The organism is Muricomes intestini, assembly GCF_004346165.1.
Classification (GTDB): Bacteria; Bacillota; Clostridia; order Lachnospirales; family Lachnospiraceae; genus Muricomes; species Muricomes intestini.
Window position 1 is genome coordinate 1 of record NZ_SLZZ01000016.1, and the last position, 26,762, is coordinate 26,762.

At 41.6% G+C, this 26,762-nt stretch carries 26 protein-coding genes; 10 read left to right on the forward strand and 16 right to left on the reverse strand.

What is annotated here, in order from left to right; all coding sequences use genetic code 11:
- Nucleotides 1-274: 274 nt before the first annotated feature.
- From EDD59_RS11450 to EDD59_RS11460, 3 genes are read right to left on the reverse strand one after another with little or no spacing between them, the layout of a single operon-like run.
- Nucleotides 275-1,981: a carbohydrate-binding domain-containing protein gene (locus EDD59_RS11450; RefSeq protein WP_132381975.1), complete on the reverse strand. Its 1,707-nt coding sequence runs from the start codon at nucleotides 1,979-1,981 to the stop codon at nucleotides 275-277.
- Nucleotides 1,982-2,000: 19 nt separating this feature from the next.
- Nucleotides 2,001-2,678: a DUF4956 domain-containing protein gene (locus tag EDD59_RS11455; protein WP_132381977.1), complete on the reverse strand. Its 678-nt coding sequence runs from the start codon at nucleotides 2,676-2,678 to the stop codon at nucleotides 2,001-2,003.
- Nucleotides 2,671-3,447, reverse strand: coding sequence for a polyphosphate polymerase domain-containing protein (locus EDD59_RS11460; protein ID WP_132381979.1), 777 nt, complete (start codon nucleotides 3,445-3,447; stop codon nucleotides 2,671-2,673). The genes EDD59_RS11455 and EDD59_RS11460 overlap by 8 nt, the downstream gene beginning before the upstream one ends.
- A gap of 183 nt (nucleotides 3,448-3,630) precedes the next feature.
- Here EDD59_RS11460 and EDD59_RS11465 point away from each other — a divergent pair, with 183 nt between their 5' ends.
- Nucleotides 3,631-4,311, forward strand: coding sequence for a response regulator transcription factor (locus EDD59_RS11465; RefSeq protein ID WP_132381981.1), 681 nt, complete (start codon nucleotides 3,631-3,633; stop codon nucleotides 4,309-4,311).
- A complete protein-coding gene (locus EDD59_RS11470) occupies nucleotides 4,304-5,578 on the forward strand; it encodes a sensor histidine kinase (RefSeq protein ID WP_132381983.1) in 1,275 nt (424 codons plus the stop codon). Before EDD59_RS11465 ends, EDD59_RS11470 begins: the two co-directional genes overlap by 8 nt.
- Here the strand turns inward: EDD59_RS11470 and EDD59_RS11475 are convergent.
- The 5 genes from EDD59_RS11475 to nrdD form a co-directional block, all read right to left on the reverse strand.
- Complete coding sequence (locus tag EDD59_RS11475) at nucleotides 5,565-5,978, reverse strand: EamA family transporter (protein ID WP_132381985.1); 414 nt, start codon at nucleotides 5,976-5,978, stop codon at nucleotides 5,565-5,567. The genes EDD59_RS11470 and EDD59_RS11475 overlap by 14 nt on opposite strands.
- A gap of 16 nt (nucleotides 5,979-5,994) precedes the next feature.
- Entirely contained in the window at nucleotides 5,995-7,122 is a 1,128-nt protein-coding gene (locus tag EDD59_RS11480; RefSeq protein WP_132381987.1) for a type II toxin-antitoxin system HipA family toxin, read from the reverse strand.
- Nucleotides 7,106-7,384, reverse strand: a complete 279-nt coding sequence (locus EDD59_RS11485) for a helix-turn-helix domain-containing protein (protein WP_132381989.1) — start codon at nucleotides 7,382-7,384, stop codon at nucleotides 7,106-7,108. The genes EDD59_RS11480 and EDD59_RS11485 overlap by 17 nt, the downstream gene beginning before the upstream one ends.
- Before the next feature lie 83 nt (nucleotides 7,385-7,467).
- Nucleotides 7,468-8,019: an anaerobic ribonucleoside-triphosphate reductase activating protein gene (gene nrdG, locus EDD59_RS11490; RefSeq protein ID WP_132381991.1), complete on the reverse strand. Its 552-nt coding sequence runs from the start codon at nucleotides 8,017-8,019 to the stop codon at nucleotides 7,468-7,470.
- Between the two features lies 1 nt (nucleotide 8,020).
- Entirely contained in the window at nucleotides 8,021-10,177 is a 2,157-nt protein-coding gene (gene nrdD, locus EDD59_RS11495; RefSeq protein ID WP_132381993.1) for an anaerobic ribonucleoside-triphosphate reductase, read from the reverse strand.
- 137 nt (nucleotides 10,178-10,314) lie between these two features.
- Between nrdD and EDD59_RS11500 the strand changes: the two genes are divergently transcribed.
- A complete protein-coding gene (locus tag EDD59_RS11500; RefSeq protein WP_132381995.1) occupies nucleotides 10,315-10,965 on the forward strand; it encodes a Crp/Fnr family transcriptional regulator in 651 nt (216 codons plus the stop codon).
- Nucleotides 10,966-11,002: 37 nt separating this feature from the next.
- Here EDD59_RS11500 and EDD59_RS11505 read toward each other — a convergent pair whose 3' ends face one another.
- Nucleotides 11,003-11,761 carry an EFR1 family ferrodoxin gene (locus EDD59_RS11505; protein ID WP_132381997.1) on the reverse strand — a complete coding sequence of 253 codons (759 nt, stop codon included), beginning with the start codon at nucleotides 11,759-11,761 and terminating at the stop codon, nucleotides 11,003-11,005.
- Between the two features lie 152 nt (nucleotides 11,762-11,913).
- Here EDD59_RS11505 and EDD59_RS11510 point away from each other — a divergent pair, with 152 nt between their 5' ends.
- Both EDD59_RS11510 and EDD59_RS11515 read left to right on the forward strand, forming a co-directional pair.
- Nucleotides 11,914-12,513, forward strand: coding sequence for a TetR/AcrR family transcriptional regulator (locus tag EDD59_RS11510; RefSeq protein ID WP_132381999.1), 600 nt, complete (start codon nucleotides 11,914-11,916; stop codon nucleotides 12,511-12,513).
- A 324-nt stretch (nucleotides 12,514-12,837) separates the two neighbouring features.
- Complete coding sequence (locus EDD59_RS11515; RefSeq protein WP_132382001.1) at nucleotides 12,838-13,044, forward strand: hypothetical protein; 207 nt, start codon at nucleotides 12,838-12,840, stop codon at nucleotides 13,042-13,044.
- Nucleotides 13,045-13,068: 24 nt separating this feature from the next.
- On the opposite strand, the gene EDD59_RS11520 is transcribed toward EDD59_RS11515, so the two are convergent.
- The 5 genes from EDD59_RS11520 to garD form a co-directional block, all read right to left on the reverse strand.
- The gene (locus EDD59_RS11520; protein ID WP_132382003.1) at nucleotides 13,069-13,542 is read right to left on the reverse strand and encodes a hypothetical protein; all 474 of its coding nucleotides are present in this window, start codon (nucleotides 13,540-13,542) and stop codon (nucleotides 13,069-13,071) included.
- A gap of 107 nt (nucleotides 13,543-13,649) precedes the next feature.
- On the reverse strand, nucleotides 13,650-14,885 hold the full coding sequence (locus EDD59_RS11525; protein WP_132382005.1) for a MalY/PatB family protein: 1,236 nt from the start codon (nucleotides 14,883-14,885) through the stop codon (nucleotides 13,650-13,652).
- Between the two features lie 19 nt (nucleotides 14,886-14,904).
- On the reverse strand, nucleotides 14,905-15,285 hold the full coding sequence (locus EDD59_RS11530) for a RidA family protein (protein ID WP_132382007.1): 381 nt from the start codon (nucleotides 15,283-15,285) through the stop codon (nucleotides 14,905-14,907).
- 42 nt (nucleotides 15,286-15,327) lie between these two features.
- Nucleotides 15,328-16,530: an iron-containing alcohol dehydrogenase gene (locus EDD59_RS11535; RefSeq protein WP_165920924.1), complete on the reverse strand. Its 1,203-nt coding sequence runs from the start codon at nucleotides 16,528-16,530 to the stop codon at nucleotides 15,328-15,330.
- 363 nt (nucleotides 16,531-16,893) lie between these two features.
- On the reverse strand, nucleotides 16,894-18,411 hold the full coding sequence (gene garD / locus EDD59_RS11540; RefSeq protein ID WP_132382011.1) for a galactarate dehydratase: 1,518 nt from the start codon (nucleotides 18,409-18,411) through the stop codon (nucleotides 16,894-16,896).
- Between the two features lie 209 nt (nucleotides 18,412-18,620).
- Between garD and EDD59_RS11545 the strand changes: the two genes are divergently transcribed.
- From EDD59_RS11545 to EDD59_RS11565, 5 genes are all read left to right on the forward strand, one after another.
- A complete protein-coding gene (locus EDD59_RS11545; RefSeq protein WP_243117413.1) occupies nucleotides 18,621-19,640 on the forward strand; it encodes a LysR family transcriptional regulator in 1,020 nt (339 codons plus the stop codon).
- 14 nt (nucleotides 19,641-19,654) lie between these two features.
- Nucleotides 19,655-20,329 carry a FadR/GntR family transcriptional regulator gene (locus EDD59_RS11550; RefSeq protein WP_132382013.1) on the forward strand — a complete coding sequence of 225 codons (675 nt, stop codon included), beginning with the start codon at nucleotides 19,655-19,657 and terminating at the stop codon, nucleotides 20,327-20,329.
- 128 nt (nucleotides 20,330-20,457) lie between these two features.
- A complete protein-coding gene (locus tag EDD59_RS11555) occupies nucleotides 20,458-21,909 on the forward strand; it encodes an NAD(P)/FAD-dependent oxidoreductase (RefSeq protein ID WP_132382015.1) in 1,452 nt (483 codons plus the stop codon).
- 4 nt (nucleotides 21,910-21,913) lie between these two features.
- On the forward strand, nucleotides 21,914-23,152 hold the full coding sequence (locus EDD59_RS11560; protein ID WP_132382017.1) for an NAD(P)/FAD-dependent oxidoreductase: 1,239 nt from the start codon (nucleotides 21,914-21,916) through the stop codon (nucleotides 23,150-23,152).
- The gene (locus EDD59_RS11565; RefSeq protein WP_132382019.1) at nucleotides 23,146-23,523 is read left to right on the forward strand and encodes a DUF1667 domain-containing protein; all 378 of its coding nucleotides are present in this window, start codon (nucleotides 23,146-23,148) and stop codon (nucleotides 23,521-23,523) included. Before EDD59_RS11560 ends, EDD59_RS11565 begins: the two co-directional genes overlap by 7 nt.
- 108 nt (nucleotides 23,524-23,631) lie before the next feature.
- Here EDD59_RS11565 and EDD59_RS11570 read toward each other — a convergent pair whose 3' ends face one another.
- Both EDD59_RS11570 and EDD59_RS11575 read right to left on the reverse strand, forming a co-directional pair.
- The gene (locus EDD59_RS11570; RefSeq protein WP_132382021.1) at nucleotides 23,632-24,519 is read right to left on the reverse strand and encodes a dihydrodipicolinate synthase family protein; all 888 of its coding nucleotides are present in this window, start codon (nucleotides 24,517-24,519) and stop codon (nucleotides 23,632-23,634) included.
- A 326-nt stretch (nucleotides 24,520-24,845) separates the two neighbouring features.
- Entirely contained in the window at nucleotides 24,846-26,759 is a 1,914-nt protein-coding gene (locus tag EDD59_RS11575; protein WP_132382023.1) for a sigma 54-interacting transcriptional regulator, read from the reverse strand.
- Nucleotides 26,760-26,762 lie beyond the last annotated feature (3 nt).

Here is a 26,762-nt window from a genome sequence, read left to right on the forward strand (position 1 = left end):
CTTCTTTAAAATTTGCCTTGGTACCACATATAGGCGAATTGGCAGAAAGCCTATGTTTAAAAGCTTTCTGCCATATTTACTTCAAAACTCGAGATTATAAGGCATCCCCCCATATTGTACAATCTTTTGTTCCCGGCAGGCTGATAAGTCGTAACTGTTCAGCCATCAGCTCGATTTCGCTTCACTACATCTCGCTGTGGCAGAGCGCCACATCCTCCCTTTTTGAGATTATCTATTTCCCGACACCCTCCCTTTACTTAAGAAACTTATTCATTTACTGCTGTTGAGTCCTCTGTCCTCCAGGACCCCCGTTTCCCATGTTTCCGCCGGGGCCGCCCTGTCCGTTATCCATGCCGTTTTGACCTCCGCCCATGCCTCCCTGGCTGCCGCCCATACCGCCGCTGATCGTGCCGGCAGTAGTGTTGACAGAATCAAGGGTGATATCTGCTACTTTTGTGTCACCTGCATATAAGGTGTAGGTTCCTCCTTCTGTCAGTTTAGAGGAACTAATCAGCACCGCACCGAATGTCTTGGCCGATGTAATGGACGCAGCCTCATTTCCTGAAGAATCTTTTAATGTAATCTTAGTTCCTGCACTCTGTGTGGAGTCAAAACCGTAGAGCAGGCTGTACTGGGTTGAGCTGTCCGAGAAGAGCTGTGCCATGTCTGAAGTTCCCACTCCTGTAATTGTGCCCCCTGTGATCTCCGCTGTCCCATTGTAATCCATAATCCCATTTCCACCCTGGGTTGTTCCGTCAATGGTGATATCGCCTCCTGTGATCGATAAGCTGCCGTTAGAGTCAATAGAGTCGCCCTCAGCATTGATATAAAGCGTGCCTCCGTTAATCTCAACCAAAACACTTTCATCATTTTCCATGCTGCCGCCCATATCGCCGCCTCGGCCCGGATTGTTTCCAGGCGGTTCTCCTCCGGCATTATCTCCCGGCTGAGGCTGATTGGTCGCATCTGTTGTCTGGTCTGTCGTTGTCTCTTCTGTTGTGGTCTCATCTGTAGAATCGTCTGTTAGGCCGTTGGAACCATTTACCCCGTCATCGGATGCTGTTACGGATACATCACCACCGTTAATAGTAACGACTGTGCCTTCAATTCCTTCATTACTCTTTTCAATCTTTATGGTGCCTCCGTCTATTGTAACCGTACTGTCTGCATGGATTCCGTCATCCCCCGCATTGATTGTGATACTTCCATCTGTAATGGAAACATCGGTTGCGGAATGGATTGTATCCTCTGTTGAGGTTAGATTTAGAGTTCCGCCGCCGACAGCAACATAATCCTTACCGCTTAAAGTGTGATTTGCCGCATCAACAGTGATTGTTCCGTTTACGATTTTCAGTCCGTCCTTACTGTGGATGCCATTTTTGTAGTTGCCCTTTACTGTAAGTGACCCGAACCCATTAATAGTAATATCGTCTTTGCTGAAAATAGCTGCATCAGGTTCATTACTGTCATCCAGCTCACTATAAGTGCTTCCGTCTGTAATCTTATTTTCTGTTCCATCTGCCAGGGTAATCACTAACTTACCGCTTTGTTGTGCATTAATAGCAGCCCCATCAGAGGAAGTTATGGACGCTCCGTTCAATATAAGATGCACTACATCATCAGACCCTGCATCAATAACAAGCTGACCGTCACTTAAAGTTCCGCTTATTACATAGGTCCCTGCATCATTAATGGTAATGATACCATCTGCCTCCGATGCGCCGTCTCCATCAATCTCTGCCAAAGAGCCTGAGAGGGAAATCGTTGTTGCGTCCTCCTCACTCCATGTCTCATTTGTGTCATCATTGTCATAAGTGATATCCGCAGCCGTAACTGTAGTTGAAGCAGCCGCAGCCACCGCTGCCGACTGGGTAGAGGAGCTTGTGGAACCGGCCGTACTTCCCGAACTCTTGCAGCCTGCCACGCCCCCTGCAGCCACCATAGATAATATTAAAACTGCAAGCAAATATTTCTTTTTCATCTGCCGCACCTTCCTTTCTCTATAACTCCTCACGGTCCGTGGCCGGTCTGCCGCAGGATATAGTCAAATTCCCGTTCCGGCACCTGAGGTCATCTAAAAATGCTTTTTCTTTGCTCTGGTCTTTAAGTACAACCCTGTAGTGTAATTCATACAAACTTCCCATATTGACGGTGCGGACCTTGTCCAGCCGTGACGATGCCGCATAAGTTTCAAATACATCGTCAAAAATATCCTGGTAATCCAGATTCTCAGGAATGGTAATCTTCAAATCCTTTTCGTACTGGTTTCCTCCGATAATTGGGAGAACCATAAGCAGAACCTGAAGAACTGATACAATTACAAACAATAATACCGCGATTCCCACATAACCCATACCATTTGCCAGCCCAATGGCCATTGCAAGGAAAATATTTCCTATCTCTCTTGAATTTCCGGGTACGGAGCGAAAACGTACCAGAGAGAAAGCACCCATGACGGCAACGCCTGTGCCAAGATTTCCATTTACAATCGTAATGACTACCTGTACGATCACCGGCAGAATCGCCAGTGTGAGCAGAAAGTTCTTTGATGCCCTGTTTTTGTAGCAATGTACAAGTGCGATCATAATTCCCAGTACCAGAGATACAGCGGTGCAGATCAGAAATTGCTCCACACTGATTGCAGATGCGTCCGTCGATGATAAAATACTGTTAAGCATAGCATACACCCCCTTTTACCTGTATAAGTCTTTGCAGTGACTCCTGATAGAGCAGATACTGCTCCGGCAGGATATACTGCTTATAATATGTGCCATATTTAGAATAAGAAACGGGGAAAATCTCCATTTCCGACAACAGCTCTGCAAGCCACACCGGCATTGCTTCCGGAATTTTGATCTCCATGAGAACCTGTTCTTCTTCCAGAAGAGATATTCCATATCGCCCCTGTTCAAGCTTCAGATCTGTTTTTCGGCAGGTGATATTTTCGTCAAATGTAATGCGGAGCTGAGAATCTTCAATGCCGGACAGGGCCTCGCGGTCATAAGCTATATATGCCGCCGGTACGACCTGATATCTGGCCAGTGCAAAATCGATCTCATGCAGTATCTGGCAGTCGGCGCGCTCCGGGTAGATTCTCCGAAGCAGGTATCTTTCAGCTTCCTTAAGCTTCAGCGTGACCCGTCTCTTGCCTACGACTCTCTCCGATTTCTTTTTTAATTCCAGAAATACGCTGTCATCCGCCTGGGGGACACAATAACTGCGGAGCCTGATTTTTTCCTTATATACAGGCTTTTCTATAGATGTACGGATCAAACTGAAATCGGGAGTGTCAAAGTATATATTATAGATAGAATATTTCCCGTATACATCCGGTTCCATCCTGTCTGCTATCGCTGCCTGAAGCACCTCCATCTGTCTTCGGGTGAGCAGATACTTCTTCTCAGTTCTCTTAAAAACTTCCTGGATCGGAATAGCTGTTATCTTCATGATTGTTTCCTCCATTTCTTATCCTGCACTTATCATAATTCCCTTAGCTTAAATTTTCCTTAAAATTGATTTTCAGTTTTATTTCAGCTTGTGTCTGTATACTCCATTCAACACTAAAATCTAATTTCATTGAAACTCAAACAAAAGAAATGTATAATTAGGAAAAGACTGAGGAGAAGATAAATGAACGTACTGATTGTAGAAGATGAAGTCCGGCTGGCAGATGCACTGCGTGAAATTATGCTGGAATCCAAATATCTGTGCGATGTGGTTTACACCGGAACAGACGGTCTGGATTATGCTGTAAATGGAAATTATGACGTGGTAATATTGGATGTAATGCTGCCCCAAATGAACGGCTTCTCTGTTGTGCAGGAGATGCGGAAACAGGGGATCCAGACACCCGTGCTGCTCCTTACCGCCAAAGACGATGTGAGCGACAAGATAGACGGGCTGGATCACGGCGCCGATGATTATATGACAAAACCCTTCGAACCGGGAGAGCTGCTGGCGAGAATCCGCGCCCTTTCCAGGCGGACAGGTGATGTGATTCTCGAAGAGCTGCAATTTGGGGATCTGCTGCTTGTCCTGTCCACCAATGATCTGTGGTGCAAAGGCAGAAGCATCCATCTGAGCTTTAAAGAATTTGAGATTTTAAAAATTCTGATGATAAATTCCAATATTCTCATTTCAAAGGATTCTCTCATCGAAAATGTATGGGGAAACAACTCCGATGCGGAAGACAATAATGTGGAGGCCTACATCTCCTTCCTCCGCAAAAAATTCTATTATCTGGGTTCACAGGTAGGAATCATAGCGGTCCGCAAAGTAGGCTACCGCCTGGAGGAGAAAACGAATGATTAAAAAACTGCGAAGAAAATTTGTCATTACCAATATGGTATTTGTAACTGCGGTCATCCTTGCAGCTCTGATCACCATGTGCGTATCCAATTACCGGCGATATTATTCAGACAGCATGAGGGCTATTGAGCAGACCTTGTCGAGAAATCTGGAGGATTTAAAACCCGCCATTGATTTCGGCAAAGCAACCGGCAATCGCCCGCAGAGGCCGGAAGATGGAGGCATCGGAAGAATTTCTGTCTTCACTGTCATACTTGACGTAACCTCCAATACAGTCTCAGCCGTCAATGACAGTGGCATCCAGATTGACACTGATACCGCCCAGACAGCGGCAGATGCCGCCCTCTCCTCGGGAAAAACTTCCGGTACAATCCAGGATATGGCTCTCCGCTTTAAAATAGAAAAGACAGATAGTGAGACAAAAATTGTTTTTGCGGATATTACGTATGAAAAGGATAATATGCAGAGTCTGCTTATGCTATCTGTACTGATCTTTGTGCTTGTGCTCCTGACCTCATTTTTTATCAGCGTTTACTTGTCCCGCAGGGCGCTCAGTCCGGTCCAGGAAGCATGGGACAAGCAGCATCAGTTCGTAGCAGACGCCTCCCACGAACTGAAGACTCCACTGACCGTAATCCTTGCCAATCTGGATATACTGAAGTCTCATCCTGAAAACACGATTGCAGAGGAAAAAAGATGGCTTGATAATACAGAAGAAGAAGCAGTCCGGATGAAGGATCTGCTGCAAGATCTTCTATTTTTAGCCAAAGAGGATGCGGCTGCCGCACCTCCCGCGCCTCATACGCCTTTGAACTTTTCTCAGGTTGTTTGGGAATGTATTCTTCCCTTTGAATCCGTTGCCTATGAGCAGAACACTACAATGACGGAAGATATCAAAGACAACACTTTTGTGTCAGGAAATGAAAAACAGTTAAAACAGCTTTTAATGATTCTCCTGGACAATGCATGTAAATATGCCAAAAACGGGGAAATACTTGTCACTCTGGAGCAGAAACATGAAAAAGCAGTGCTTCGTGTGAAAAATACAGGTCCACTCATACCAAAGGAGGATCTGGAGCATATTTTTGAGCGCTTTTACCGTGCGAGCAAATCCAGATCCCGGGAAACAGGCGGCTATGGGCTGGGACTGTCAATTGCCCAGTCAATCGTTCATAATCATAAAGGCAGCATCAAAGCGTCAAGCACCACCCAGGAAGGAACCGTATTCACCGTATCACTTCCTGCGCGCAAATCCTCTATAGAACCATAATCAGAGTACCTGCTGTTATCAGAATGACACCTATCAAAGACTTAGAAGTAAAACTCTCGTGTAAGAATACAAATGCCAGAACCAATGTTATAACAACACTTAGTTTGTCTATCGGAACCACTTTAGACGCTTCTCCCATCTGCAGAGCTTTATAGTAACACAGCCAGGAAGCCCCCGTTGCCAAACCCGAAAGAATTAGAAAGAGCCAGCTCTTATGGCTGATTTCTGTTATTCCCTTCTGTGCACTTGTTAAAAGGACCATCCCCCAGGCCATAACAAGTACAACTACCGTGCGAAGTGCTGTGGCAAGATTGGAATTTACACCCTCAATCCCTACCTTGGCCAAAATGGAGGTCAAGGCTGCAAATACAGCCGATAAAAAAACAAATACCGCCCACATATACTAAACCCTCCTATTATTTGTATGAATTCAATATATCTTTCAACTCAGTTATTACAGTCTCTTCTATATTTTCGGCAATCTGCCTGGCCTTATTTTCCGGAATTCCTGCCCTCACTCCTACCTCAAGCAAATCCTTTATTCCAGGATCCCTCCCATTTCCATTTACACAGGTGGCATGTTCTCCACCAATAGAATTGCTGTAAGTCAAATCATAGGCAGGGGACAGTACCCATCTTTTTTCCTTTTCATTATACAGATAGGAAAAATTCTTTGAGTGGTCATCCCTATTATGTGCATATACATTGAAGCACATCCTTCGGTACATCTCTTCCAACTCCCGGTTATCCTTTGTCAGAATATATATTAATTTCATCAAATCATTATAATCAAGATTCGGAATCCTGTGTGAGGTTTCCAGCAGACCGCTTGCCGTTATCATGTGAATCCTTCCAGAACTTGCCCTGTCAAAGCGCTTTACACCAAAATAGCCCTTCCCTTTTTCTGATGGGAATAATCTTACTTCCGGCACAGCTATCCCGCATTTTCTGGCACATTCCATATAACGGTATTCCTCTTCTCCTATTGTTCTTCGATCATAAGAAGAAGGGAACTTCACAATCCATGATTCGCCATTCACGGAAATCAATACTTTCGGCCTTGCTCCCCCGGAGGAACCTCCCAACATAAACAGTGTATCCAGATTCTCACTCTCTTCTTCATTTAAAATCTTCCTGCATTCCCCAGATATCTGGTCAAAGTCAATCTGCTCCCTCTCGCCTAACTGCATCAATTCCGGGTAATATTCCAGAGCTCCCATGCCTGTACTCCCAACAATCCCCAGCCTTTGGACAGGACGAACTTCAGCCGGAATTCTTCCCCGGGACAGCAGCATCCGATCCACCAGCAGCCTTCCCCAGCCATCCGGAAGAGAGTCTGCAAACACTCCAAATAAGCCTTCCAAGGCATCCGTTTTAGGTAAAAACACTTTTGTCTCCAGGGGCAGACTTAATGGATTGATGGAAAATCCCTCCTCCAACCACTCTCTGTCATACTGGAATGCACCTTTTCCCTCTTTTGTCTCGGCCAGAATTCCTACTAGTCTGTCATGATATTTTACAGTCAGATTATTGATTTCTTTCATCTATAACCTCCTGAATTGATTGATATTCTTTACTTGTAAAGAGTTTTCCAAATGCCTCTTTCTCTCCCAGTATGTCCGCTATTTTTATTAACGAAACAAAAGAGATTTCTCCGGTCTGCTCAAAACGCTTTAGAGAAGCAAGGCTGATTCCCGCCCTTTCACTTAACTCTGCCTGTGTCAGTTTTCTTCTTTTCCTTTTTCTCTTTTCCTGCAAAGCAATATCTTTTGCAATTTCTTTCGGAAACTTAAACTCACTAAACATTGTTTACCATTCTCCAGTTTAAGGCTAATATATTGACCTTTATATTGTTTTTATTAACATAAGACTAATATTTTGTTTATTTATTATATCACATTTATAGGCATATGACCATAATCTGATGCAAAAAATTGCATCGTTTTGCTTTTCAGTGTCCCCGAAACATTAATAATCCTCTGATTTGATGAACCTCTAAACTGCAGACTGATATCTTTTAGTTCCTCCTTGAACTCGCCGTCAACCAGCACATCAATCAGCCCCAGCATTTCGTCTGTGCATTCACACCTCGCACGGCTGTTTCTAAGCAAATCGCTTTCCAGTGTATAGCCCGTATAGCACCAGATATTTTTCTCAGGAAACTGTTTTCTCACTTCTTTTAGGAAAGGCAGCAAAGCCCGCTGATTTTCCGGCTCAAACGGCTCTCCCCCCAATAAAGACAGTCCGTTAATATAACTCGGTGCTAAGAGGTTCATAATATATTTCTGCGTTCCTTCTGTAAATGGTTTCCCATAAGAAAATGACCAGGTTTCTTTATTGAAGCATCCTTTGCAATGATGCGTACAGCCTGAAGTAAAGAGTGATACCCTCACTCCTTCTCCGTTGGCTATATCACATTTTTTAATTTCACCATAGTTCATATTACAAATGTAGTACCCTTTCTTTTATTTCCTGCGTCCGGCCCTGGTTCCAGAATTGTGTACCGATGTATCCGCAGGTTCTTCTTGCAACATTCATCGTATTTTGGTCACGGTTATGACAGCGGGGGCATTCCCAGATCAGTTTGCCATCCTCTGCAGCAATTTGAATCTCACCGTCAAACCCACACTTTTGGCAGTAATCACTTTTTGTGTTAAGCTCTGCATACATAATGTTGTCATAAATGAATCGGATAACCTGTAAAACAGCCGGAATGTTATTTTGCATATTGGGAACCTCTACATAGCTGACTGCGCCCCCGGTAGATAATTCCTGAAATTGCGCCTCAAATTTTAATTTTGAAAAAGCATCAATTTCCTCTGTTACATTAACATGATAACTGTTTGTAATGTAACTCTTGTCTGTCACCCCTTCAATCATACCAAATCTTTTTTGCAGGCACTTTGCAAATTTGTAAGTAGTACTTTCAATTGGAGAGCCATAAATGCTAAATCCAATATTCGTTTCTTCTTTCCATCTCTCACAGGCTTTATTCATATGCTTCATAACTTCCAGCGCAAACGGGGTGGCCTCAGGGTCTGTATGAGATTTTCCTGTCATATATCTGACGCATTCGCACAAACCGGCATATCCCAATGAGATTGTAGAATACCCTCCATATAGCAGCTTGTCGATTTTCTCACCTTTTTTAAGTCTTGCAATAGCACCGTACTGCCAGAGAATCGGTGCCGCATCAGAAAGTGTTCCCTTTAGGCGTTCGTGGCGGCACATTAATGCGCGGTAGCAAAGCTCCAGCCGGTCATCGAATATCTTCCAGAATCTTTCCATATTTCCCCCGGAAGACAACGCCACATCAACCAAATTGATTGTTACAACACCCTGATTAAATCTTCCGTAAAATTTATATCTGCCATTTTCATCTTTCCAGGGTCCCAGGGCACTGCGGCATCCCATAACAGGAAAGCAGTTTCCCTCTTTGAGCTCTTTCATCATTCTTTCGGAGATATAATCCGGCACCATTCTCTTTGCAGTACATTTTGCAGCAAGCTCAGTAAGGTAATAGAATCTGGAGCCTTCCATAATATTATCTTCTTCAAGAGCATAAATCAATTTCGGAAAAGCAGGAGTAATCCACACACCATCTTCATTTTTTACTCCCTGGTAGCGCTGCCGAAGCATCTCCTCAATAATCAGTGCCAGATCTTTCTTTTCCTGCTCGTCTTTTGCTTCATTCAGATACATGAAAATCGTAAGAAACGGAGCCTGCCCGTTTGTTGTCATCAATGTAATGATCTGATACTGTATAGTTTGGACGCCTTTCTTAATTTCATCATGAAGACGTTTCTCTGTAATTCTCGTAATATCCTCCTCAGAAACAGTCATGCCTAAAGATTCTATTTCTTCCAGAACTTCTTTTCTAATTTTGTCTCTTGAGACTTGAACAAACGGTGCAAGGTGTGTCAGGCTGATGCTCTGTCCCCCATACTGATTGCTGGCAACCTGTGCAATAATCTGAGTTGCAATATTGCACGCGGTAGAAAAACTATGGGGCTTTTCGATTAAGGTTTCACTGATTACCGTCCCATTTTGAAGCATATCCTCAAGATTAACCAGATCACAATTATGCATATGCTGAGCATAATAGTCGGCATCATGAAAATGAATAATGCCCTCCTTATCTGCCTCTATAATGTCTTCGGGCAGAAGCAGTCTTTTTGTAATGTCCTTACTGACTTCACCGGCCATATAATCACGCTGAACACTGTTAACAACAGGATCCTTATTGGAGTTTTCTTCCATAACCTCCTCGTTGTTGCACTCTAGAAGTGTGAGGATGCGGTCATCCGTTGTATTTGCTTTCCTAATCAGTGAGCGCGAATAACGATATCTGACATACCGTCTTGCAACCTCAAATGCCCCCATTGCCATGATCTGGTTTTCCACCATATCCTGAACTTCCTCCACGGAAGCAGAACGATTCAATTTTGCACATTTATAATCAATATAGTCAGCAATCTCCGCTATTTGCTCCGGTGTAAGCTCCTGCCTTTCGACGGCAGAATTGGCCTTTGTAACCGCAATGGCTATTTTACCAGCATTAAATGTTTCTTCAGATCCATTTCGTTTAATGATTTTCATGTTACTTATCCTTTCTGTTTCTAAGTTTGCGACATTGTTTATTATAAATAATCTTGATTAAAAAAGCTGTTGCATAAATCACAATTTGTAGTAAAATATACTATATCTAGTATATTTCAATAAACAGGGGACTAAATATGCGAAAAGGGACAAAACATCTATATGCCGGCTTTAGATTAACAGCACTCGATATAAGTACAATTGTGGAGAACTATAAAAAGAATATAAAGACCTTTAAAAAGAATGAAGTGATTATGCATACTTCCTGCAGGGAGGATTTATTAGGGGTAGTAATCAGAGGCACTGCCTATCTTGTAGGGGAAAACGAAGCTGCTCAGCGGGGAATCATTGAGTGCTTTGAAACAGGAGATTTATTTAGCAGGAAAATGCTGCTAAATCTCGCAGGGAATATTTTCTATATTATTTCAAAATATCCCTGCGAAATTGCTTTAATAAATTATAATCAACTTGCTGACTGCTGCACAGAAAACCATCCGGACAGTACAAATATCCTAGATGATATGCTGCACGGGTTTGAAAAGAAGATGTCTGCACACATCTATATCCTGCAGCAGCGAACAATAAGAGAGAAACTCTTGCTTTACTTTGGCTGTTTAAGCGAAAGATATAACGCCAATCATTTTATACTGCCGCTGCCATTTACCGATCTCGCCGATTATCTGTCTGTTGACAGAAGCGCCATGATGCGCGAAATAAAAAAACTAAATCATGAACAGCTTATTAAAACAGAACGGAGAAATATCACCTTACTGCGGGCTGCAGAGTAAATAATTATCTGTCATTCCATTCATTCTCTACTCTTTCTCACTGTTTATTTGAATCAATGATTTCCTTTAAAGTAACCTCCGGATTTCTCCACCTGTCACTACTTTTTTCATTTTTAACATGAATTGCATTTTGGGGGCACATATGAAGACAGGCGTAACACCCTTCACATTTCTGACTAAACTGCACGCTTTCTTTTACGGTGATATTCCCAGCCGGACAAACATTGGCGCATATACCATATTTTATGCATTTGTCATCTACAGTAAATTTTTCTGACATCTTTCCACTTACAATTCCCCTGTACAGTGGCTCACACATCTTTGTGACAGCTCTGGTCATAATCCCGGCAGGCATCTCTTTTTCTCTGCGGGCCTCAATATCAGCTAAAATAACAGCCAGATTTTCTTCAATTTTCTTCTTTGGTATCTTTTGCACTTCTTTTTTAACATCAAAGTTATCCAGAAAATTGTCTACCATCAGCAGACAGTTCGTATAGTCAAATTGATACCCATTCTTTTTTGCTTCTCTCTGAACATACTTAAAGGGGTTTCCGGACATCATTCCGTAAGTTCCAACCGCAAAAAAATAATCCGACTTCATCTTTGCTCTGGACAGAAACTCTTGCACCATTTTGGGCGGCTCATTGGCATAAACCGGAAAAACAAGTCCTATGGCATCATCTTCATAATTTAAGTCTGTACATTTCATTTCCTGAGAAATGGATTTTAATTCACCTCCGATTTTCTTTGCAACAGCCAGACTGTTTCCACTGGCTGTAAAATAGAATATTATCATTACAATCACTCCTTATTGATTTAATCTTCTTTTTATGTTATCATAACTACTCGCAGTGATACATGTGTTTCATCAAAACAAATGTATCACATGTGTGATGATTCGTCAATTATTATAGTCCCCGATGAAACAAAAAAGGAGATAATGTATCAATGAAACAAATGACAGAATTGCAAAAGAAAAATGTATTAAGACAATCAAATAAAGAGTCAAATGCTCTTACAAGAGAATGCATAGAGTCTGCACTTGTACTACTAATGAAAGAACAATCCTTTTCAGAAATAACTATTACAGATATTATCAGGAAAGCAGGGGTATCCCGCGCTTCCTACTACAGAAACTATTCTTCAAAGGAAGATATCCTTGAGAAATTCCTTCAGAAAATAACAATAGAATATTCAAATGCTCTCACCAAATATGATCCTTCAACTGAGAGCTTCGAATCATGGCTGGAACTTTTAAGCCGCACCCGAAAGCTTGCCCCCCAGTTTAAGCTTCTGCTTCAGGCCGGCTTTGGCGAAAAAATACTAGACCGGTTCATTGCCCAGTGTAACAAGAGTAATAATGAATCAAATCCTTATTTATTTATTACAAACTGTTATACTGCCGGGGGAATCTATTCTGTTCTATCGCAATGGGTCTTAAGTGATATGGAGATTGCAGACAACACCATTGCCACAATCTGCTCAGACCTAATGATGCAAGGCCTAAAAAATCCCGTAAAATGTGCCCTTGTTGAAGACAACGATTAAATTACAGGACCTTTTTTTCACACCCAAGGGACCTCCTTATCATAAGCTGCTTTAAATAATTGTTGACAATAATCGGAATCCTCAAACAGACTTCGCCCGTTTTACTAATAGCATTTTGTACGTATCCTATAACTCAAGTTTATAAAGAAACTTGTAATGCCACTAATATGACCGGCACAGTTAATTATGATATGGTATTTCAAATGTGCTGGGATGCAATTAAAAATTAACGCTCCTATCCGGAGTGCTAATTTATTCACTTAACATAAACGAACGTTCGATTATGAAGGGCGCGTATTTTGATATGCAGAAATGGAGGTTAGAATGAATTATAAAATTCCATTTTATAGTTTATTAACATTAGGTGTATTAGGAGGCATTGTATTCGGGCCCAGAATTATAAAGGGGCTGAAATTGAATCTTGTGAATGCTAAGCTGGGTTATTACGAAGAAGCGATAGAGGCGGGAAGTGAATCAACCGTGGAGAAAAAATATCGTAAAAAATATGCCCGCAAAAAGGAGCAGCTGTGAGGCTCTCTTCCACAGGAAATGACATCATAAAAGCAGTTCCTTCCTATGATTTAAATGAATGCCAATATGTCCGATGCCTAAAATTGCTACAGCAATTATCAGCAGAATATTTTTACCGTACACTCCCAACAAAAAGAATGCAGATACGGGAAGCGTGGCTCCGGCTACAGGTACTCCAAGTAAACTACTATAGAAATCCTTCATGGTCTTTTCACTTCTAAAATATCGAATCCAATAAACTTCATACAAAACCATCAGAACAGCCGCTGTGATTAACCACAGTGTCCAGGCAGACCACGGGTGAATGTTAAAATCACTGAAAATCAATGCCAAACAAGTAACCAGAACTTCGCCGGCACGCTCAAATATCAACAAAATTTTATTCTCATTCACAACATATCTCTCGTAATCCTTTGGTTGATTTTTCGTCCAAAAAATGTTTGGCACCGTCAGCATAATTAAAAAAATTAGACCGACATATGAAAATCCAAAATGCATAGCTTATCCCTCCGTGTATTATTATAGATATTAGTATATCACATATAAATTTCTCGGGCACCACCTCATATAAAATATACACGTCACCAAAAATGGAAACCAGAAAGCTACTTTGTTTTACAGTTTTTTCGTGCTTGCTTCCTTCTTTCTGTCAGCAGACTGCATATTCTGCGCATCCCTTCTTCCAACACTGAACGAGGACAAGCCACATTCAGTCGGATATATGTATCTGAATTCTGGACGAACATGTTGCCGCCCTCCAAAAGCACACCAGCGCCTTCTGCAAAAAGCAGCGGGAGATTTTCGCCTTCCTCTACATATGCTCCGATATCCACCCAGCCGAGATATGTTGCCTCGGGAATCCGGAACACGGCCTCCAGCAGATGAGACGCCAGATAATCCTGTACAAACGCAAAATTTGCATCCAGATACTTTCTCAGTTCCATCAGCCAGTCATACCCCCCCTGATAGGCGCCCAGAGCCCCCGCCAATGACAATGGATTCTCATCGAAATTATGCCATTTCAGCCAACATTTCCGCACCTTTTCATTTGGGATGATGATATTGGAGAACTGCAGTCCTGCCGTATTAAATGTTTTGCTGGGAGCCATGCAGGTAATAATCTGGTCACTGTCAGGATACAGTTTTGCAAGAGGAGTATGTGTACATCCTGTCCGAATCAAATCACAATGAATTTCATCGGAAATAATCATGACCCCGTTTTCAAAACAAATCTCCGCTACCCTGTGCAGCTCCTCCTCACTCCAAATTCGTCCGGACGGATTATGCGGATTACAGAAAATGAATAGTTTTACTGCAGGATCTTCCGCTTTTCCCCTGAAATCCTCAAAGTCGATTTCATAATATCCGTCGTTTTTCTGATTCAATAAATCAGAGCAGACATATTCCACCTCGTTATGCTCTGCGGCATATTTAAAATACGCATAAGAAGGCGTCATAATCAGAACTTTATCCTTTGGCCCGCAAATATACCCGGTCAATTCATACAGTGCAGGAATTACTCCGTGAGAAGTATACAGGTTTTCCTTCGGAAATGTCCAATCGTACAGCTTCTTTGTCCATGACAAAAACGTGTTGTAATATTCATCCCCAAAAATCCTCGTATAGCCGAAAATCTTCCTGTCAAGCCTTTGCCTGATTGCGTCAGTAATACAGTCTGGTGCTGCAAATTCCATATCGGCAATCCACATACGAATAAATTCATCGTCTGTATAGGGAAACTTCAGCGTTTCATCTGCATGAAAGATATATTGCCTGAACCCATCTGTATTCATACAGCTTGTATGTTTGCGGTCAATAATTTCATCAAAATTATATTTCATGATACTTGTACTCCTTCAGTTAATCGATATAAGCAATTGCTTCAATCTCAACCAATGCATCTTTCGGCAGTGTTGCTACCTCTACCGCGCTTCGGGACGGGTAGGCATTTTTTGAAAAAAACTTCTCATAAACTCCATTCATTGCACCAAAATTGTTCATGTCACTCAGAAATACGGTTGTCTTAATCACATTATCCATGGTACAGCCACTGGACTCCAGAATGGAGCGGATATTTGTCAGCGACTTTTCCGTCTGTTCCTCCACGCTTTCCGGAAATGCGCCGCTCTCCATGTCAACCGGGAGCTGCCCGGAAAGAAAAATAAAATGGCCGGCCTGGTTCCCCTGAGAATATGGTCCGATTGCTGCTGGTGCTGCTAGTGTTGAAATAGTGTGTATCATGATGTTCTCCTTCCTGTTCTTTCGCTTTATCCAAGAGACGTCCTATTTCTTCAGCGTCATAACTTTTTTGTATAACTGAATAAAGTCGTCCTTCGTTGTCATTCTCGCATTATTGGGCCGGTCGCCTCCCTCCATAGCATCATCGGCAAGTCGCTCCAGCCCGTCCTCTGTCACGCCGAATGACTCCAGCGGTTTGATCGGCATATCTTCCAACAATTCATATACGCATTGTACCCCAACTTTTGCTGCCTCCCGCACAGACATTCCATAGGTATCCTCGCCAAAAAACCCTGCGATATCCGCATAGTGCTCCGGCCAGGCACCCATATTAAATTCCATAACAACCGGAAGACACAACGCATTTGCCACACCATGCGGCACATGGTACTGCGCCCCCAGCGGATGTGCCATGCAATGGGAAATACCCAGACTTGCAGTGGTAAAAGCATATCCCGCAAGCATTGCCCCCATCATCATATCATACCGTGCATCCTTATCACTGTCTCCCCGGTAAACCACAGGGCGGATCGCAGGAGCAATCAGTTTTATTGCCTGAACTGCAAGTGCATCGGAAATGGGCTCCGTACAGCGGGATGTGTACGCTTCAATCGCATGTGTCAGTGCATCCATCCCTGTTGCTGCCGTCACACTTGCCGGCAGAGAATAGGTCAGCTCCGGATCACAGATAGCCAGTGCCGGCATAATTCCAGTCCCGCCGACCGGCATTTTCCATGCCCTCTGACGGTCTGCAATGACTGCAAAGGGTGTACATTCACTTCCTGTTCCCGCCGCGGTAGGAATCGCAACAATCGGGAGAGGCGCTGCCGTAAACTTATCACAACCCTGATAATCCCTGATGCTTCCGCCGTTTGTAACGAGAATTGCCGCCGCTTTTGCCGGATCCATGGAGCTTCCGCCTCCAAGGCCGATTACCACATCTGAATCCTTTGCAAGTGCCACAATTTTGTCCACGGTTTCCACAGAAGAATCCGGCTTACACTCGTCGTAAACATCCAGTTTGATTCCCGCACCCGTGACCGACTGAATGATTTTATCTGCAATTCCAAATTTCACAAGTCCCTGGTCCGTGACAAGGGTTGCTTTTTTTACGCCTAATTTTTTCAATTCTTCTCCAGTTCGTTTCGCAGCTCCGTTTCCAAAGAGAATGGCGCCGGAAGGAGCCCATGAAAAGATGGATTTTTTGTCTTTAAACACGCTGTAATCCAGGCTACTTAAATTTAACATATAAATCAACGAGCTCATGATTTCGATGTAATCATTGTAAAAAATCTCTATTAAATTATCTATTGGCAAAAGAGCAAGAAATGTTTGCGTATTTTATTCACATTTGACAGCTTTTCACTTTATGAATCTTATATTTCGCCTTTTATTTCATTCTTGCTTCAGAATGCCCTGTAAAATCTTTGCGCTTATTGTTCTTGTTATCTTGTTTCACCATTTGCAAATATGTTTTCAATTTTTGAAACTATATAAGAAAGGCACAAAAAACTGCTGCAAACTTCTACATTCGCAACAGTCTTTGTAAAACTTGTTTTAATTAAAAATAATCTTCTGCCATTCGTCTTGAGTTATGCAATAGCGCGTATATTACGTAATAGGCGCAGGGTTGAAAATGCATAAATCATTATGCAGTTCATATTTCTCAGCAGCAGATTTTTCTTCGCCACCCGCAACTCTGAGAATCTTGTTGAACAACTCTGTTCCCACTGTTTCAATATCAGATTCTCCTGTAGCCACAGGCCCGGCATTTACATCAATGAGATCACCCCATTGTTCTTTCATTTCATTTCTGGAGCAAACTTTAATAACCGGTGCCGCTGCCAGGCCGTAAGGAGTTCCTCTGCCAGTCATAAAAACCTGCAATGTAATACCCGAAGCTAATTGGCATGGTCCACATACAATGTCACTTGCAGGTGTAGCAGCAAAAATCAATCCTTTTTTTGTAGGCAATTCAGCCGGTGACAATACCTCCGCTATGGGTGATGTACCAGATTTCGCGATAGACCCCATCGCCTTTTCAACAATATTACAAAGTCCGCCTTTTTTGTTTCCCGGAGTCGGGTTGGCGCTGCGGTCTACTTCACCCTCTTCCAGATAATGATCATACCATTTCATTTCCTTTGCCAACTTGTCACATACGGCTTGATCGACACATCGCTGGGCAATGTAGTGCACCCCATCCCTGACTTCCGTTACCTCTGAAAACATAACAGTTGCTCCGCCCTGCACCAGCATATCCGCCGCATACCCGGCCGCCGGATTAGCCGACACACCGGAAAATGCATCACTTCCTCCACATTGCAGACCAATACATAGCTCTGACAAGGGCAGCTCTTCCCTTTCTCTTTTATTAAGAACTTTTAGCTTTTCTTCAGCAACTTTCATCAGCTTATCAACCATAGCTTCAAATCCTTTTTCTTTCTGCAGGATAACCACATTTTCTTCTGTAATTTCATCTTGATTTAAAAGCTTGTCAACCGTGAGTTTTTCACATCCCAGCCCAACAACCATCAGTTCTCCTCCAAAATTAGGGTTTCTTACCAGGTTATGTAAAGTGCGAATTGGAATGACTGCCTCCGGAGCATTAATTGCCACTCCACATCCATATGCATGGTTGATGGGTACAATATCGTCCACATTAGAATACTTGGGCAATAACTCTTTTCTCATTCTTTCCACAGCTACATTCAACACCCCGGTTACACATTGAACCGTTGTACTGATACCAAGTATATTTCTCGTACCGGCATACCCTCCATTTGGATTCTTGAAGCCCCGGAATGTTCTTCTTACAGGCTCAGGCAATTCTGGCGCAAGATTCGTTCCACAGGCCAGTTCATCTACAGATGGGACATTGGGAAGTTCCAGCATAAATTCGTTTATCCAGTCCCCCCTTTCGATTGTCCTCAGGGCATATCCAAGTGCCACACCATACCGGATAACCTCATTACCTTCTTCAATCCTTTGCAAAGCCACTTTGTGCGCCTGTGGTATTTCCTGATTGGCAGTCAAACCGCCGCCAAGGTCTGTTCCTGCAGGAATATCTCGTATTGCTATGGCTACATTATCCCTGTCATTCACTTTTACCAATAACTTCTTTTCCATTCAGCAACCTCCTAGATTCATTTGTAACGGTTCAGCCATCAGCTCGATTCCACCCCAAGGGTACCGTCCTTGTTAAACAACCACACTACGGTTGCTAACCAAGGACATGTGCTGCGCTTCATCTCGCTGTGGCAGAGCGCCATATGAATTTTCGGCAGCATATGCATACGAAAGCAAGCTTTCTCCTGCCTACGCTGTCGAAAATTCGCATGGCTGAACTATTACATTCATTTTATCCCCAGTATAATATAGACTTTTCTCTAAATACAGCTTATAATATTAATTGTTTCCTTAATTTTTCTTATAGAAAGGAACTGGCCATGGATTTAAAGCAATTAGAATACATCGTAAAAATCGCTGAAGAAAACAGTATTACCAGAGCTGCCGAGAAGCTTTTTATTACACAATCAGCACTGAACCAGCAGCTATTAAAATTAGAAAAAGAACTTGGTACTGATCTTTTCGTTCGTTCCCGTACCAATTGGCACCTGACAGAAGCCGGTAAAATATATATTGCTTCTGCGCAAAAGATAATTTCCATAAAAAAAGATGCTTATAATCGGATATATGATCTTACAGAAGCACAAAAGGGCAGACTTTCTGTAGGATTTACTCACAACCGGGGAACAGTTATGTTTTCTTCTGTCTATCCTGAATTCCACAAAAGACATGCCGGTATTATTGTCAAGCCAGTAGAATTATCGGTGGAGGAACAAATGCATGAAATCGCTCAAGGTAATCTTGACATTGGTTTTTTAACTCTTCCAGCTCCAAAAGAAAAAGGCCCTCTAGGATATGTACCAATTAAGAAGGAAGAGATTTTTCTTGCCATTCCTCCCCGCCATCCTTACAGCAAATATGCCCAAAATAACACTCTGCCCTTCTCAGAAGGAGATTTATATGAATTGCGTGAAGAACCCTTTGTTCTTATGGACCAATCCTCAACTATCCGACCGCTTATTGACCCTCTCTTTGAAAGCTGTGGGTTTAAGCCGCAGGTTTTATTCGAAACCACAAGCACATATACAATTATAGCAATGATTGAGTCCGAAATATGCTGTGGCCTAATCCCCGGACATTACATTGATCCTTCAAATAAAAAAATATGTTACTTTTCCCTACCCTCTCACCCTGTCTGGGACATAGTCGCATGTTATAATAAAAATCGCTATCAAAGTGCTGCCGCAAAAGATTTTATTTCTATTGTGCAGCAATTTTGGAATCATTAAAAGGAGGATTTGAGGTGAGCAAATTAAATAGGCATTCTTTGGCCGAGAAAACTGCAGATGTATTGCTAAACATGATTTATTGCAATAACTATGGAATAGGTTCAAAGCTTCCCAATGAGCACGAACTTGCTGAAGAATTGGAGGTGGGACGAAACACTCTGAGGGATGCAATCAAAATACTGGTTTCCAAAAATATCTTAGAGGTTCGAAAAGGATCAGGTACTTTTGTATCAAAGCGTATGTTAATAAGTGATGATCCTCTTGGACTATCTCAAATTTATGATAAGAAAAAAATGTCTGAGGATTTAATACAGCTGCGCATTTTAATTGAGCCCAAAATGGCCGCTTTGGCTGCCCAGAACGCATCTGCGAAAGAACGCCGGGCATTATTAGAGCTTTGTGATGAGATGGAGCTGCTATTCAGAGAGAAGAAATCTTATCTCCTTAAAGATTTAGAATTTCATTCTCTTATAGCTTCCAGCAGTAAAAATCTTGTAGTCAGTAACATTATCCCCTCTATACATCAGGCCCTGCTGCTGCAGCATAGCATGCCAAAAGAGCTGTTGGGCGCCAAAACCATCGCGGTGCATCGTAATATAGCCAATGCAATCAATCATGTTAAATCCAGCGATGCCTATGACAGTATGTTAATGCATCTAATACAGAACAGCGAACGCATTGAAAGATAAACATTAGAACAGATTTGTCCTGTTTATTCAATAACAAGGGGAAAGCTGTTCTTTTTTTAATGGCAATATTGCAAGCACACAAAGACCAGATTACAATTCCTATAAACAAATGTAAGGGGGTTGTACTCATGTATAGCTATGATGTAGTAGTGATTGGAGCCGGAGTTGTAGGATGTGCAATCGCAAGAGAGCTTTCCAGATATAAGCTTCGAATATGTGTACTTGAAAAAGAGCTTGACGTTGCATATGGTAATTCAAGTCGTAATACAGGTATGCTGCATGCCGGTTTTACTTATAAACCCGGCTCACTAAAAGCAATTTGTGCAGTAGAAGGAAATCGTGAGTTTAATCAGATTGCACGGGAGCTAGATGTTCCTTTTAGGCGCAGTGGAAAAGTTGTCGTTGGTTTTACCGATACTGATTACAACAACATATTAAAATACAAGTCAATCGGTGAATTAAACGGTGTAGATGGCCTGGAAATCATTGATAAGAAGCAGTTGAGCCAAATTGAGCCAAATGCCCGTGGTGAATTCGCAATGTATAGTCCTATGTCAGGAATTTTAGATCCTATACAGTACACAATAGCCCTAGCCGAAAATGCACATCAAAATGGAGTGCATTTTCGCTTCAATAGTGAGGTGCTGGGTTTAAAAACAGATAATAGCCACTATCAGATTACAACAAATAATGGCATGGTAACATCACGGTGGGTAATCAACAGTGCCGGAATGTACAGCACAAAAATCTCGGATATGCTAGGTATTACTGGTTATGTCACAAGAGGCTTCAAGGGTGAATATTATGTACTCGACAAAAAAGCCGGTATTGGGTTAAGGACCCCTGTATATCCTGCTCCCAATGAAAAGGGAGGGTTTGCCACACATGCAACAATTACTATTGACGGTAATGTATTGGTGGGACCAGACTCATATATTACAGAAGGAAAAGAGGATTATTCTACTACCAGAGAACATCTTTCGGGTCTTGTTAAAGATAGTTCACAAATGTTTGATAAAGTCCGCCCCGAATTTTTTATCAGAACATTTGCCGGTATCCGTTGGAAATTAGTTAATCCGGATACCGGTGAAGTGCAGGATTTTGTTTTGGAGCGCAGGGAAGATGCCCCTCATGCAATTAATCTCGTAGGTATAGAATCTCCCGGTATAACATGTGCACTCCCTCTTGCAAGACGTGTAGTCCAAAAGATGCAGGAAATCGATTCATTGATTTCCAATCCTGATTTTTGTCCTTATCGGAAAGGAATTACAAGATTCTCTGAATTGTCTTTAGAAGAGAAAGAAAAACTTGTCCGAGATAACCCTCTGTACGGTGAAATAGCCTGCAGATGTGAATCAGTAACAAAGGCCGAGATTCTTCAGGCTATACATAATCCTTTGGGTGTGCACACTGTAGCGGGCATCAAAAACCGTACACGTGCAACCATGGGGCGCTGTCAGGGTGGCTACTGCGAGACGAGAATCACCAAAATGATACAGGAGGAGCTAAACATATCCGAAAAAGAAGTTCTATACCAACATAAAGATTCATACATGTTTGTGGGAAAGGTAAGGGGATAATCATATGCTAAAGAAAGATGTTATTATAATCGGCGGCGGACCTGCAGGGCTTGCCGCTGCTATAAAACTATATGATGAGGGCATCCGGGATATTTTGATTATTGAGCGCGAGAAGTATTTGGGCGGCATTTTACGTCAATGTATTCATGATGGATTCGGTCTCACTCGTTTCAAAGTGACCCTGAGCGGTCCGGAGTACGCTCAACGTTTTATTGACGAAGCAAAACAACGGGATATTAAATATGTGACAGAGACTACTGTTATCAATCTTTCACATGAAAAAGTAGTAACTACTTCTTCTTCCGGAGGAATCATGCAATATAAAGCAAAGGCTGTTGTATTAGCCATGGGCTGCAGAGAAAGGACAAGGCATGCCCTAAGCATTCCAGGTACACGTCCATCAGGCATTTATACTGCCGGCGTCGCACAATCATATGTAAACCTTCAAAATAAAATGCCCGGAAAAGAGGTTATTATTTTAGGCTCGGGTGATATCGGCATGATTATGGCGCGCCGCATGACCTTAGAGGGCGCACATGTAAAAGGCGTCTTTGAAATACAGCCTTATCCCAGCGGCTTACCCAGAAATATTGAACAATGTCTAAATGACTATGGAATTCCACTCCAACTAAGCCACACTGTTATAGAAATCATCGGCACCTCACGCCTGGAAGGCGTTGTGATTGCAGAGGTGGATGAAAACTTCACACCTATTCCCGGAACCGAAGTAACCTATTCTTGTGATACATTAATTTTGTCCGTTGGTTTAATTCCGGAAAATGAATTATCGCTGGCAGCAGGTGTAACCTTGGATTCAAGAACAAAGGGTGCTTTAGTTGACGAATCATATCAGACAAATGTCAATGGTATATTCGCCGCGGGCAACGTACTTCATGTGCACGACTTAGTTGACTTTGTTTCTCTTGAGGGAGAGCGCTTAGCTCAATCTGTGGCAGCATATGTCAGACATCAGTGTACTTCCCCCATTCAAACGGTTCCGATTATCACAGATAAACTAATTGGTTATACCGTTCCGCAAAATATTTCTGCAGACCATGACTTCATATTATCTCTACGTGTCCGCAAGCCTCTCAGAGACTGTAATATAGAGATATGCAGCAAAGAAATGTTAATTAAAAAAGTACATCTGAAAAAGGCGCTGCCTGCAGAAATGATTCAAATACCAGTAAAGAAAGATAAACTTCATGGCGCTGAAAAGTTGGAGGTGAAGGTACTATGCTAAAAGAATTAACCTGTATCATGTGTCCTATTGGGTGTGATCTTGAAATAGAAGTGACAGATAAAGAAATAATAAGCATAACCGGAAATAACTGCCCCAAAGGCAGGGATTATGCCTGGCAAGAAATAACAAATCCTATGCGGAACATTGCCACCTCTCTTTTAGTAAACGGTGGAGACCAGCCCTTGGTAAGTATCCGCCTGGATCAGCCAATTGAGAAGGACAAGATTTTCAAAGTTATGAGTGAAATTAAAAAAGTACAGGTGAATGCTCCTGTTAAAATCGGTTCCGTACTTATCGAAGATATAGCAAGTACTGGCAGCAATATTATCGCAACAAAAAACGTTCAAAAAAGGGAAAATTATGTTATCTGAAGAATATTATAAAAGCGTTTCCCAAAAGATTCCGCTTGAACTCCATAGAGTAACAGGCGGAATCTTAACATAATAAACAACACTTTTTCATCATTTCTCATCGAAGATTCAAACTAATCCCATTTCAGTCAGCACTTTATGTAGTTTTTCTTTTTCTTCCGGCTTTAGCTCTGCTATTGGCTCCAGACATTTTCCTACAGGAATTCCTTCTTGAACCAGACCTTCTTTTATTACCGCCGGGAAAGTACCCATACTACATGCAATACGAAGCGGCGCTAATACAAACTGTGCATCAAGAGCGCCTTTCATATCCCCACTCATGTATTTATCATATATATCTGCGGTAATTCTGGGTGCTACATTCGCACAGGATGCAACAGCACCTGTTGCTCCATAGCAAAGAGCAGCATAAATCAGCGTATCTCTCCCCATCAGAACAGAAAAATTTTTTTCTATAGTCAGCCTAATGTATTCTGCTGTATTTGTCATGTCACCCGTACTGTCCTTTACAGCGACAATATTATCAATATCTGCCAGCTTTGCAACTGTTGCAGGGCTAATCGTAATATTGGTCTTGGGACAATTATTATACAGGACAATCGGAAGTGTGGTGCTGGCTGCAATTGTTGCAAAATAATCATATAGCTCTTCTTGTGTCTGTGAAATAAACATTGGTGTCAAAACAGATACTGCATCAACACCTACCTCTTCACAAATTTTAATTAATTCAATAACGCCTCTTGTAGTAATATGGTTAGCTCCTCCGTAGACTGGCACCCGGCCTGCAGCTTCCTCTTTAACCATTTCAAGAATTTTTCTGTATGTTTCATTATTAAATGCATAGAATTCACCGGTCGTTCCCACTGGAAAAAGACCATGTACACCGTTTTCAATCAGATGATTAACCAGCTGCCTTAACACTGGAAAATTTACCTCTCCATCATCCTTTAGTGGTGTAATAATTGGTGGGATTATCCCCTTTGGTATAAAGTTCATTTTATTTTCTCCTTTTTGATTTTCTTCCGATTTTATTTTATAGAATTAAGGAGAAAAAAACTACTGACGAAACGTCTAACAATAGTACCTACTTTTTGTCCCTATACACAACATTTCAAATGTTGAATCTTATATTTCATTCTATTGCAATATCCCTTTTTTCTTGCGCCTCATTCTTTTCAGCTAGCCCTCGGCAAAACCTTCTTGTGCATCATTTAAGGCATCATTTAAGTTATATATTTCAAAATTTGAAAGATTATTAATTTGTCACAAAATTCATCCTACAAAAGCATTAATTTATCACATTTAAGGCTTATTCCCGCTTCTCACTTATATTTTGCCTCAACTCCATATTTTTTCATCTTACGCCACAAGGTAGTTGTGCTAATTCCCAATTCCTCTGCTACCAGGTTTCTGTTTCCATGGTGCTTTTCTAACAACTCACTCAATTTTACCGCTTCAGGAGATTTATATATAACTACTTTTTCTTCGCCTCCGATTTCACTGATATATGGATACAACTCACTGTATAGATTTTGTATTCTTACCTCATCAATGTTCCGTTTGTCTGCAGTAATGACCAGCCTTTCACAGAAAGTTTTAAGTTGAATTAAATTTCCCTGCCATAATAACTGGTTTATTTTATCTTTCCCCCCATGGGTAAGCACTAAGTATTTATTATATTTTTGACAATATTCTTTGAAAAATTTTTTAAAATAATACTGCAAATCTTCCTTTCTTTGACTTAAAGATGGGATTTCCAGTGTTAATCCTTGAATCAAATAGAATAATTCCTCACTAAATTTACCTTCTTTAACCAAACAGTATAAATTTATTTTTGAACTGACCATAACCCGCACATTTACGTTGTCAATAGATTGCATGTCTGTCTTTGTAATCTGCCAGGATGACATAACCCGTACTATCTGCTGCTGAACTCTCAATGTTAAATCTTCAATCCCTTTAATAAAAACAGTTCCATGATTTGCTTTAATAAATGCTCCTTTCATCCTGGTTTGTACATCAGTCAATCCATATTCTCCGCCAAAAAGAATTTCCAATTGTTTATCCTTGTCAACACCACTCATATTTATACTTACAAAGGGTCCTGATTTTCTCTCACTGCTATTATGAATGGCCTCTGCAATTAAATGACTTTCCGTACCCGTTTCACTGTAGATTAATATGGGACTATCTGACAGTGCATATTCTTTTGCCTGCTCCAACACTTTTCCCATTTGTTCATTTTCAGTATATACATTATGAAAAGTTGCCTGTGCAGTAAAGCCGCGCAAAATCATTTCGTCTTGTGTATGTTTCTTTTTTTGAACCAGATCATTCACCTTGTGGAGGGAAATAATTGCACCTGTTATTTTATCATCGTATTGGATAGGCGCCACAAGTAATATCCATGATTGATTCCTTATATCCACGGATATAGTATAATTTTCTCTCTTCCCATGCAGTATATCCCAAATTGCTCCCATATCAAACTCGGGAAAAATCTCCGAAATTGAAGTTCCAATAACTTCTTCTGCTGTTTTCCCGATTAAGTTCTCTATAGGTTTGTTCACTACAATTAACTTTCCTTCTGTGTTAATTTTTATGATCCCATTAAACGATGCATCTAATATTGTTTCAATCTGCGCTGTATTTTGTTTCTCCGATTCTGCAGCATATGCCATTTTCTTTGCCGAGTGCAGTGCCTCCGAAATGGACTCTTCGGTGGAGCGGTAAAAAAGTGTCGGATACCCCATTTTTTCAGCTTCCTCACATGTGATCTCCCCTCCGATAATAATATCCGGTTTCTTATTTGACATCGCATATAAAGCTTTTGCATTATCTTCTGTACGTCCCAGGGACTCTACTAATAGTTTTACATCAAATAGATCTTCCATATATGACATATCACACAACATATTTTCAAATGCGATTATCCCTATCCTTGGATGTTCTTTCTTAGTAGTTTCTTTTGCTCTCTTTATTAACAATCCAATTTCCTGAGCATGCAGACGAATCTCAACGAGTGGAATATTTGTATATTGCTTAATCAGCTTTGCCTGATATCCGCGGGCAACAATAATATGCACGCCTGCATCAATTGCCATACGGGCCTCGTTCACCGCATCTACGGTTTGTATTACTCTCATGTATTCTACTTCAAGTTCCTGCTCCTTAATAATCTTTTTTCCAATAACCAGCATTTCCTCATAAGGAACTAGGAGTCCTATCTTAACCATTGG

What these genes read in the sequence shown, in the direction of transcription:
- EDD59_RS11470 (WP_132381983.1), top strand. Translation starts at nt 4,304, where the DNA reads ATGATTAAAAAACTGCGAAGAAAATTTGTCATTACCAATATGGTATTT.
- EDD59_RS11480 (WP_132381987.1), bottom strand. Translation starts at nt 7,122, where the DNA reads ATGAAAGAAATCAATAATCTGACTGTAAAATATCATGACAGACTAGTA.
- nrdG (WP_132381991.1), bottom strand. Translation starts at nt 8,019, where the DNA reads ATGAACTATGGTGAAATTAAAAAATGTGATATAGCCAACGGAGAAGGA.
- EDD59_RS11535 (WP_165920924.1), bottom strand. Translation starts at nt 16,530, where the DNA reads ATGTTAAATTTAAGTAGCCTGGATTACAGCGTGTTTAAAGACAAAAAA.
- EDD59_RS11505 (WP_132381997.1), bottom strand. Translation starts at nt 11,761, where the DNA reads ATGATAATATTCTATTTTACAGCCAGTGGAAACAGTCTGGCTGTTGCA.
- EDD59_RS11485 (WP_132381989.1), bottom strand. Translation starts at nt 7,384, where the DNA reads ATGTTTAGTGAGTTTAAGTTTCCGAAAGAAATTGCAAAAGATATTGCT.
- EDD59_RS11465 (WP_132381981.1), top strand. Translation starts at nt 3,631, where the DNA reads ATGAACGTACTGATTGTAGAAGATGAAGTCCGGCTGGCAGATGCACTG.
- EDD59_RS11450 (WP_132381975.1), bottom strand. Translation starts at nt 1,981, where the DNA reads ATGAAAAAGAAATATTTGCTTGCAGTTTTAATATTATCTATGGTGGCT.
- nrdD (WP_132381993.1), bottom strand. Translation starts at nt 10,177, where the DNA reads ATGAAAATCATTAAACGAAATGGATCTGAAGAAACATTTAATGCTGGT.
- EDD59_RS11530 (WP_132382007.1), bottom strand. Translation starts at nt 15,285, where the DNA reads ATGATACACACTATTTCAACACTAGCAGCACCAGCAGCAATCGGACCA.
- EDD59_RS11560 (WP_132382017.1), top strand. Translation starts at nt 21,914, where the DNA reads ATGCTAAAGAAAGATGTTATTATAATCGGCGGCGGACCTGCAGGGCTT.
- garD (WP_132382011.1), bottom strand. Translation starts at nt 18,411, where the DNA reads ATGGAAAAGAAGTTATTGGTAAAAGTGAATGACAGGGATAATGTAGCC.
- EDD59_RS11565 (WP_132382019.1), top strand. Translation starts at nt 23,146, where the DNA reads ATGCTAAAAGAATTAACCTGTATCATGTGTCCTATTGGGTGTGATCTT.
- EDD59_RS11510 (WP_132381999.1), top strand. Translation starts at nt 11,914, where the DNA reads ATGAAACAAATGACAGAATTGCAAAAGAAAAATGTATTAAGACAATCA.
- EDD59_RS11475 (WP_132381985.1), bottom strand. Translation starts at nt 5,978, where the DNA reads ATGTGGGCGGTATTTGTTTTTTTATCGGCTGTATTTGCAGCCTTGACC.
- EDD59_RS11455 (WP_132381977.1), bottom strand. Translation starts at nt 2,678, where the DNA reads ATGCTTAACAGTATTTTATCATCGACGGACGCATCTGCAATCAGTGTG.
- EDD59_RS11520 (WP_132382003.1), bottom strand. Translation starts at nt 13,542, where the DNA reads ATGCATTTTGGATTTTCATATGTCGGTCTAATTTTTTTAATTATGCTG.
- EDD59_RS11555 (WP_132382015.1), top strand. Translation starts at nt 20,458, where the DNA reads ATGTATAGCTATGATGTAGTAGTGATTGGAGCCGGAGTTGTAGGATGT.
- EDD59_RS11525 (WP_132382005.1), bottom strand. Translation starts at nt 14,885, where the DNA reads ATGAAATATAATTTTGATGAAATTATTGACCGCAAACATACAAGCTGT.
- EDD59_RS11570 (WP_132382021.1), bottom strand. Translation starts at nt 24,519, where the DNA reads ATGAACTTTATACCAAAGGGGATAATCCCACCAATTATTACACCACTA.
- EDD59_RS11500 (WP_132381995.1), top strand. Translation starts at nt 10,315, where the DNA reads ATGCGAAAAGGGACAAAACATCTATATGCCGGCTTTAGATTAACAGCA.
- EDD59_RS11545 (WP_243117413.1), top strand. Translation starts at nt 18,621, where the DNA reads ATGGCTGAACTATTACATTCATTTTATCCCCAGTATAATATAGACTTT.
- EDD59_RS11515 (WP_132382001.1), top strand. Translation starts at nt 12,838, where the DNA reads ATGAATTATAAAATTCCATTTTATAGTTTATTAACATTAGGTGTATTA.
- EDD59_RS11460 (WP_132381979.1), bottom strand. Translation starts at nt 3,447, where the DNA reads ATGAAGATAACAGCTATTCCGATCCAGGAAGTTTTTAAGAGAACTGAG.
- EDD59_RS11575 (WP_132382023.1), bottom strand. Translation starts at nt 26,759, where the DNA reads ATGGTTAAGATAGGACTCCTAGTTCCTTATGAGGAAATGCTGGTTATT.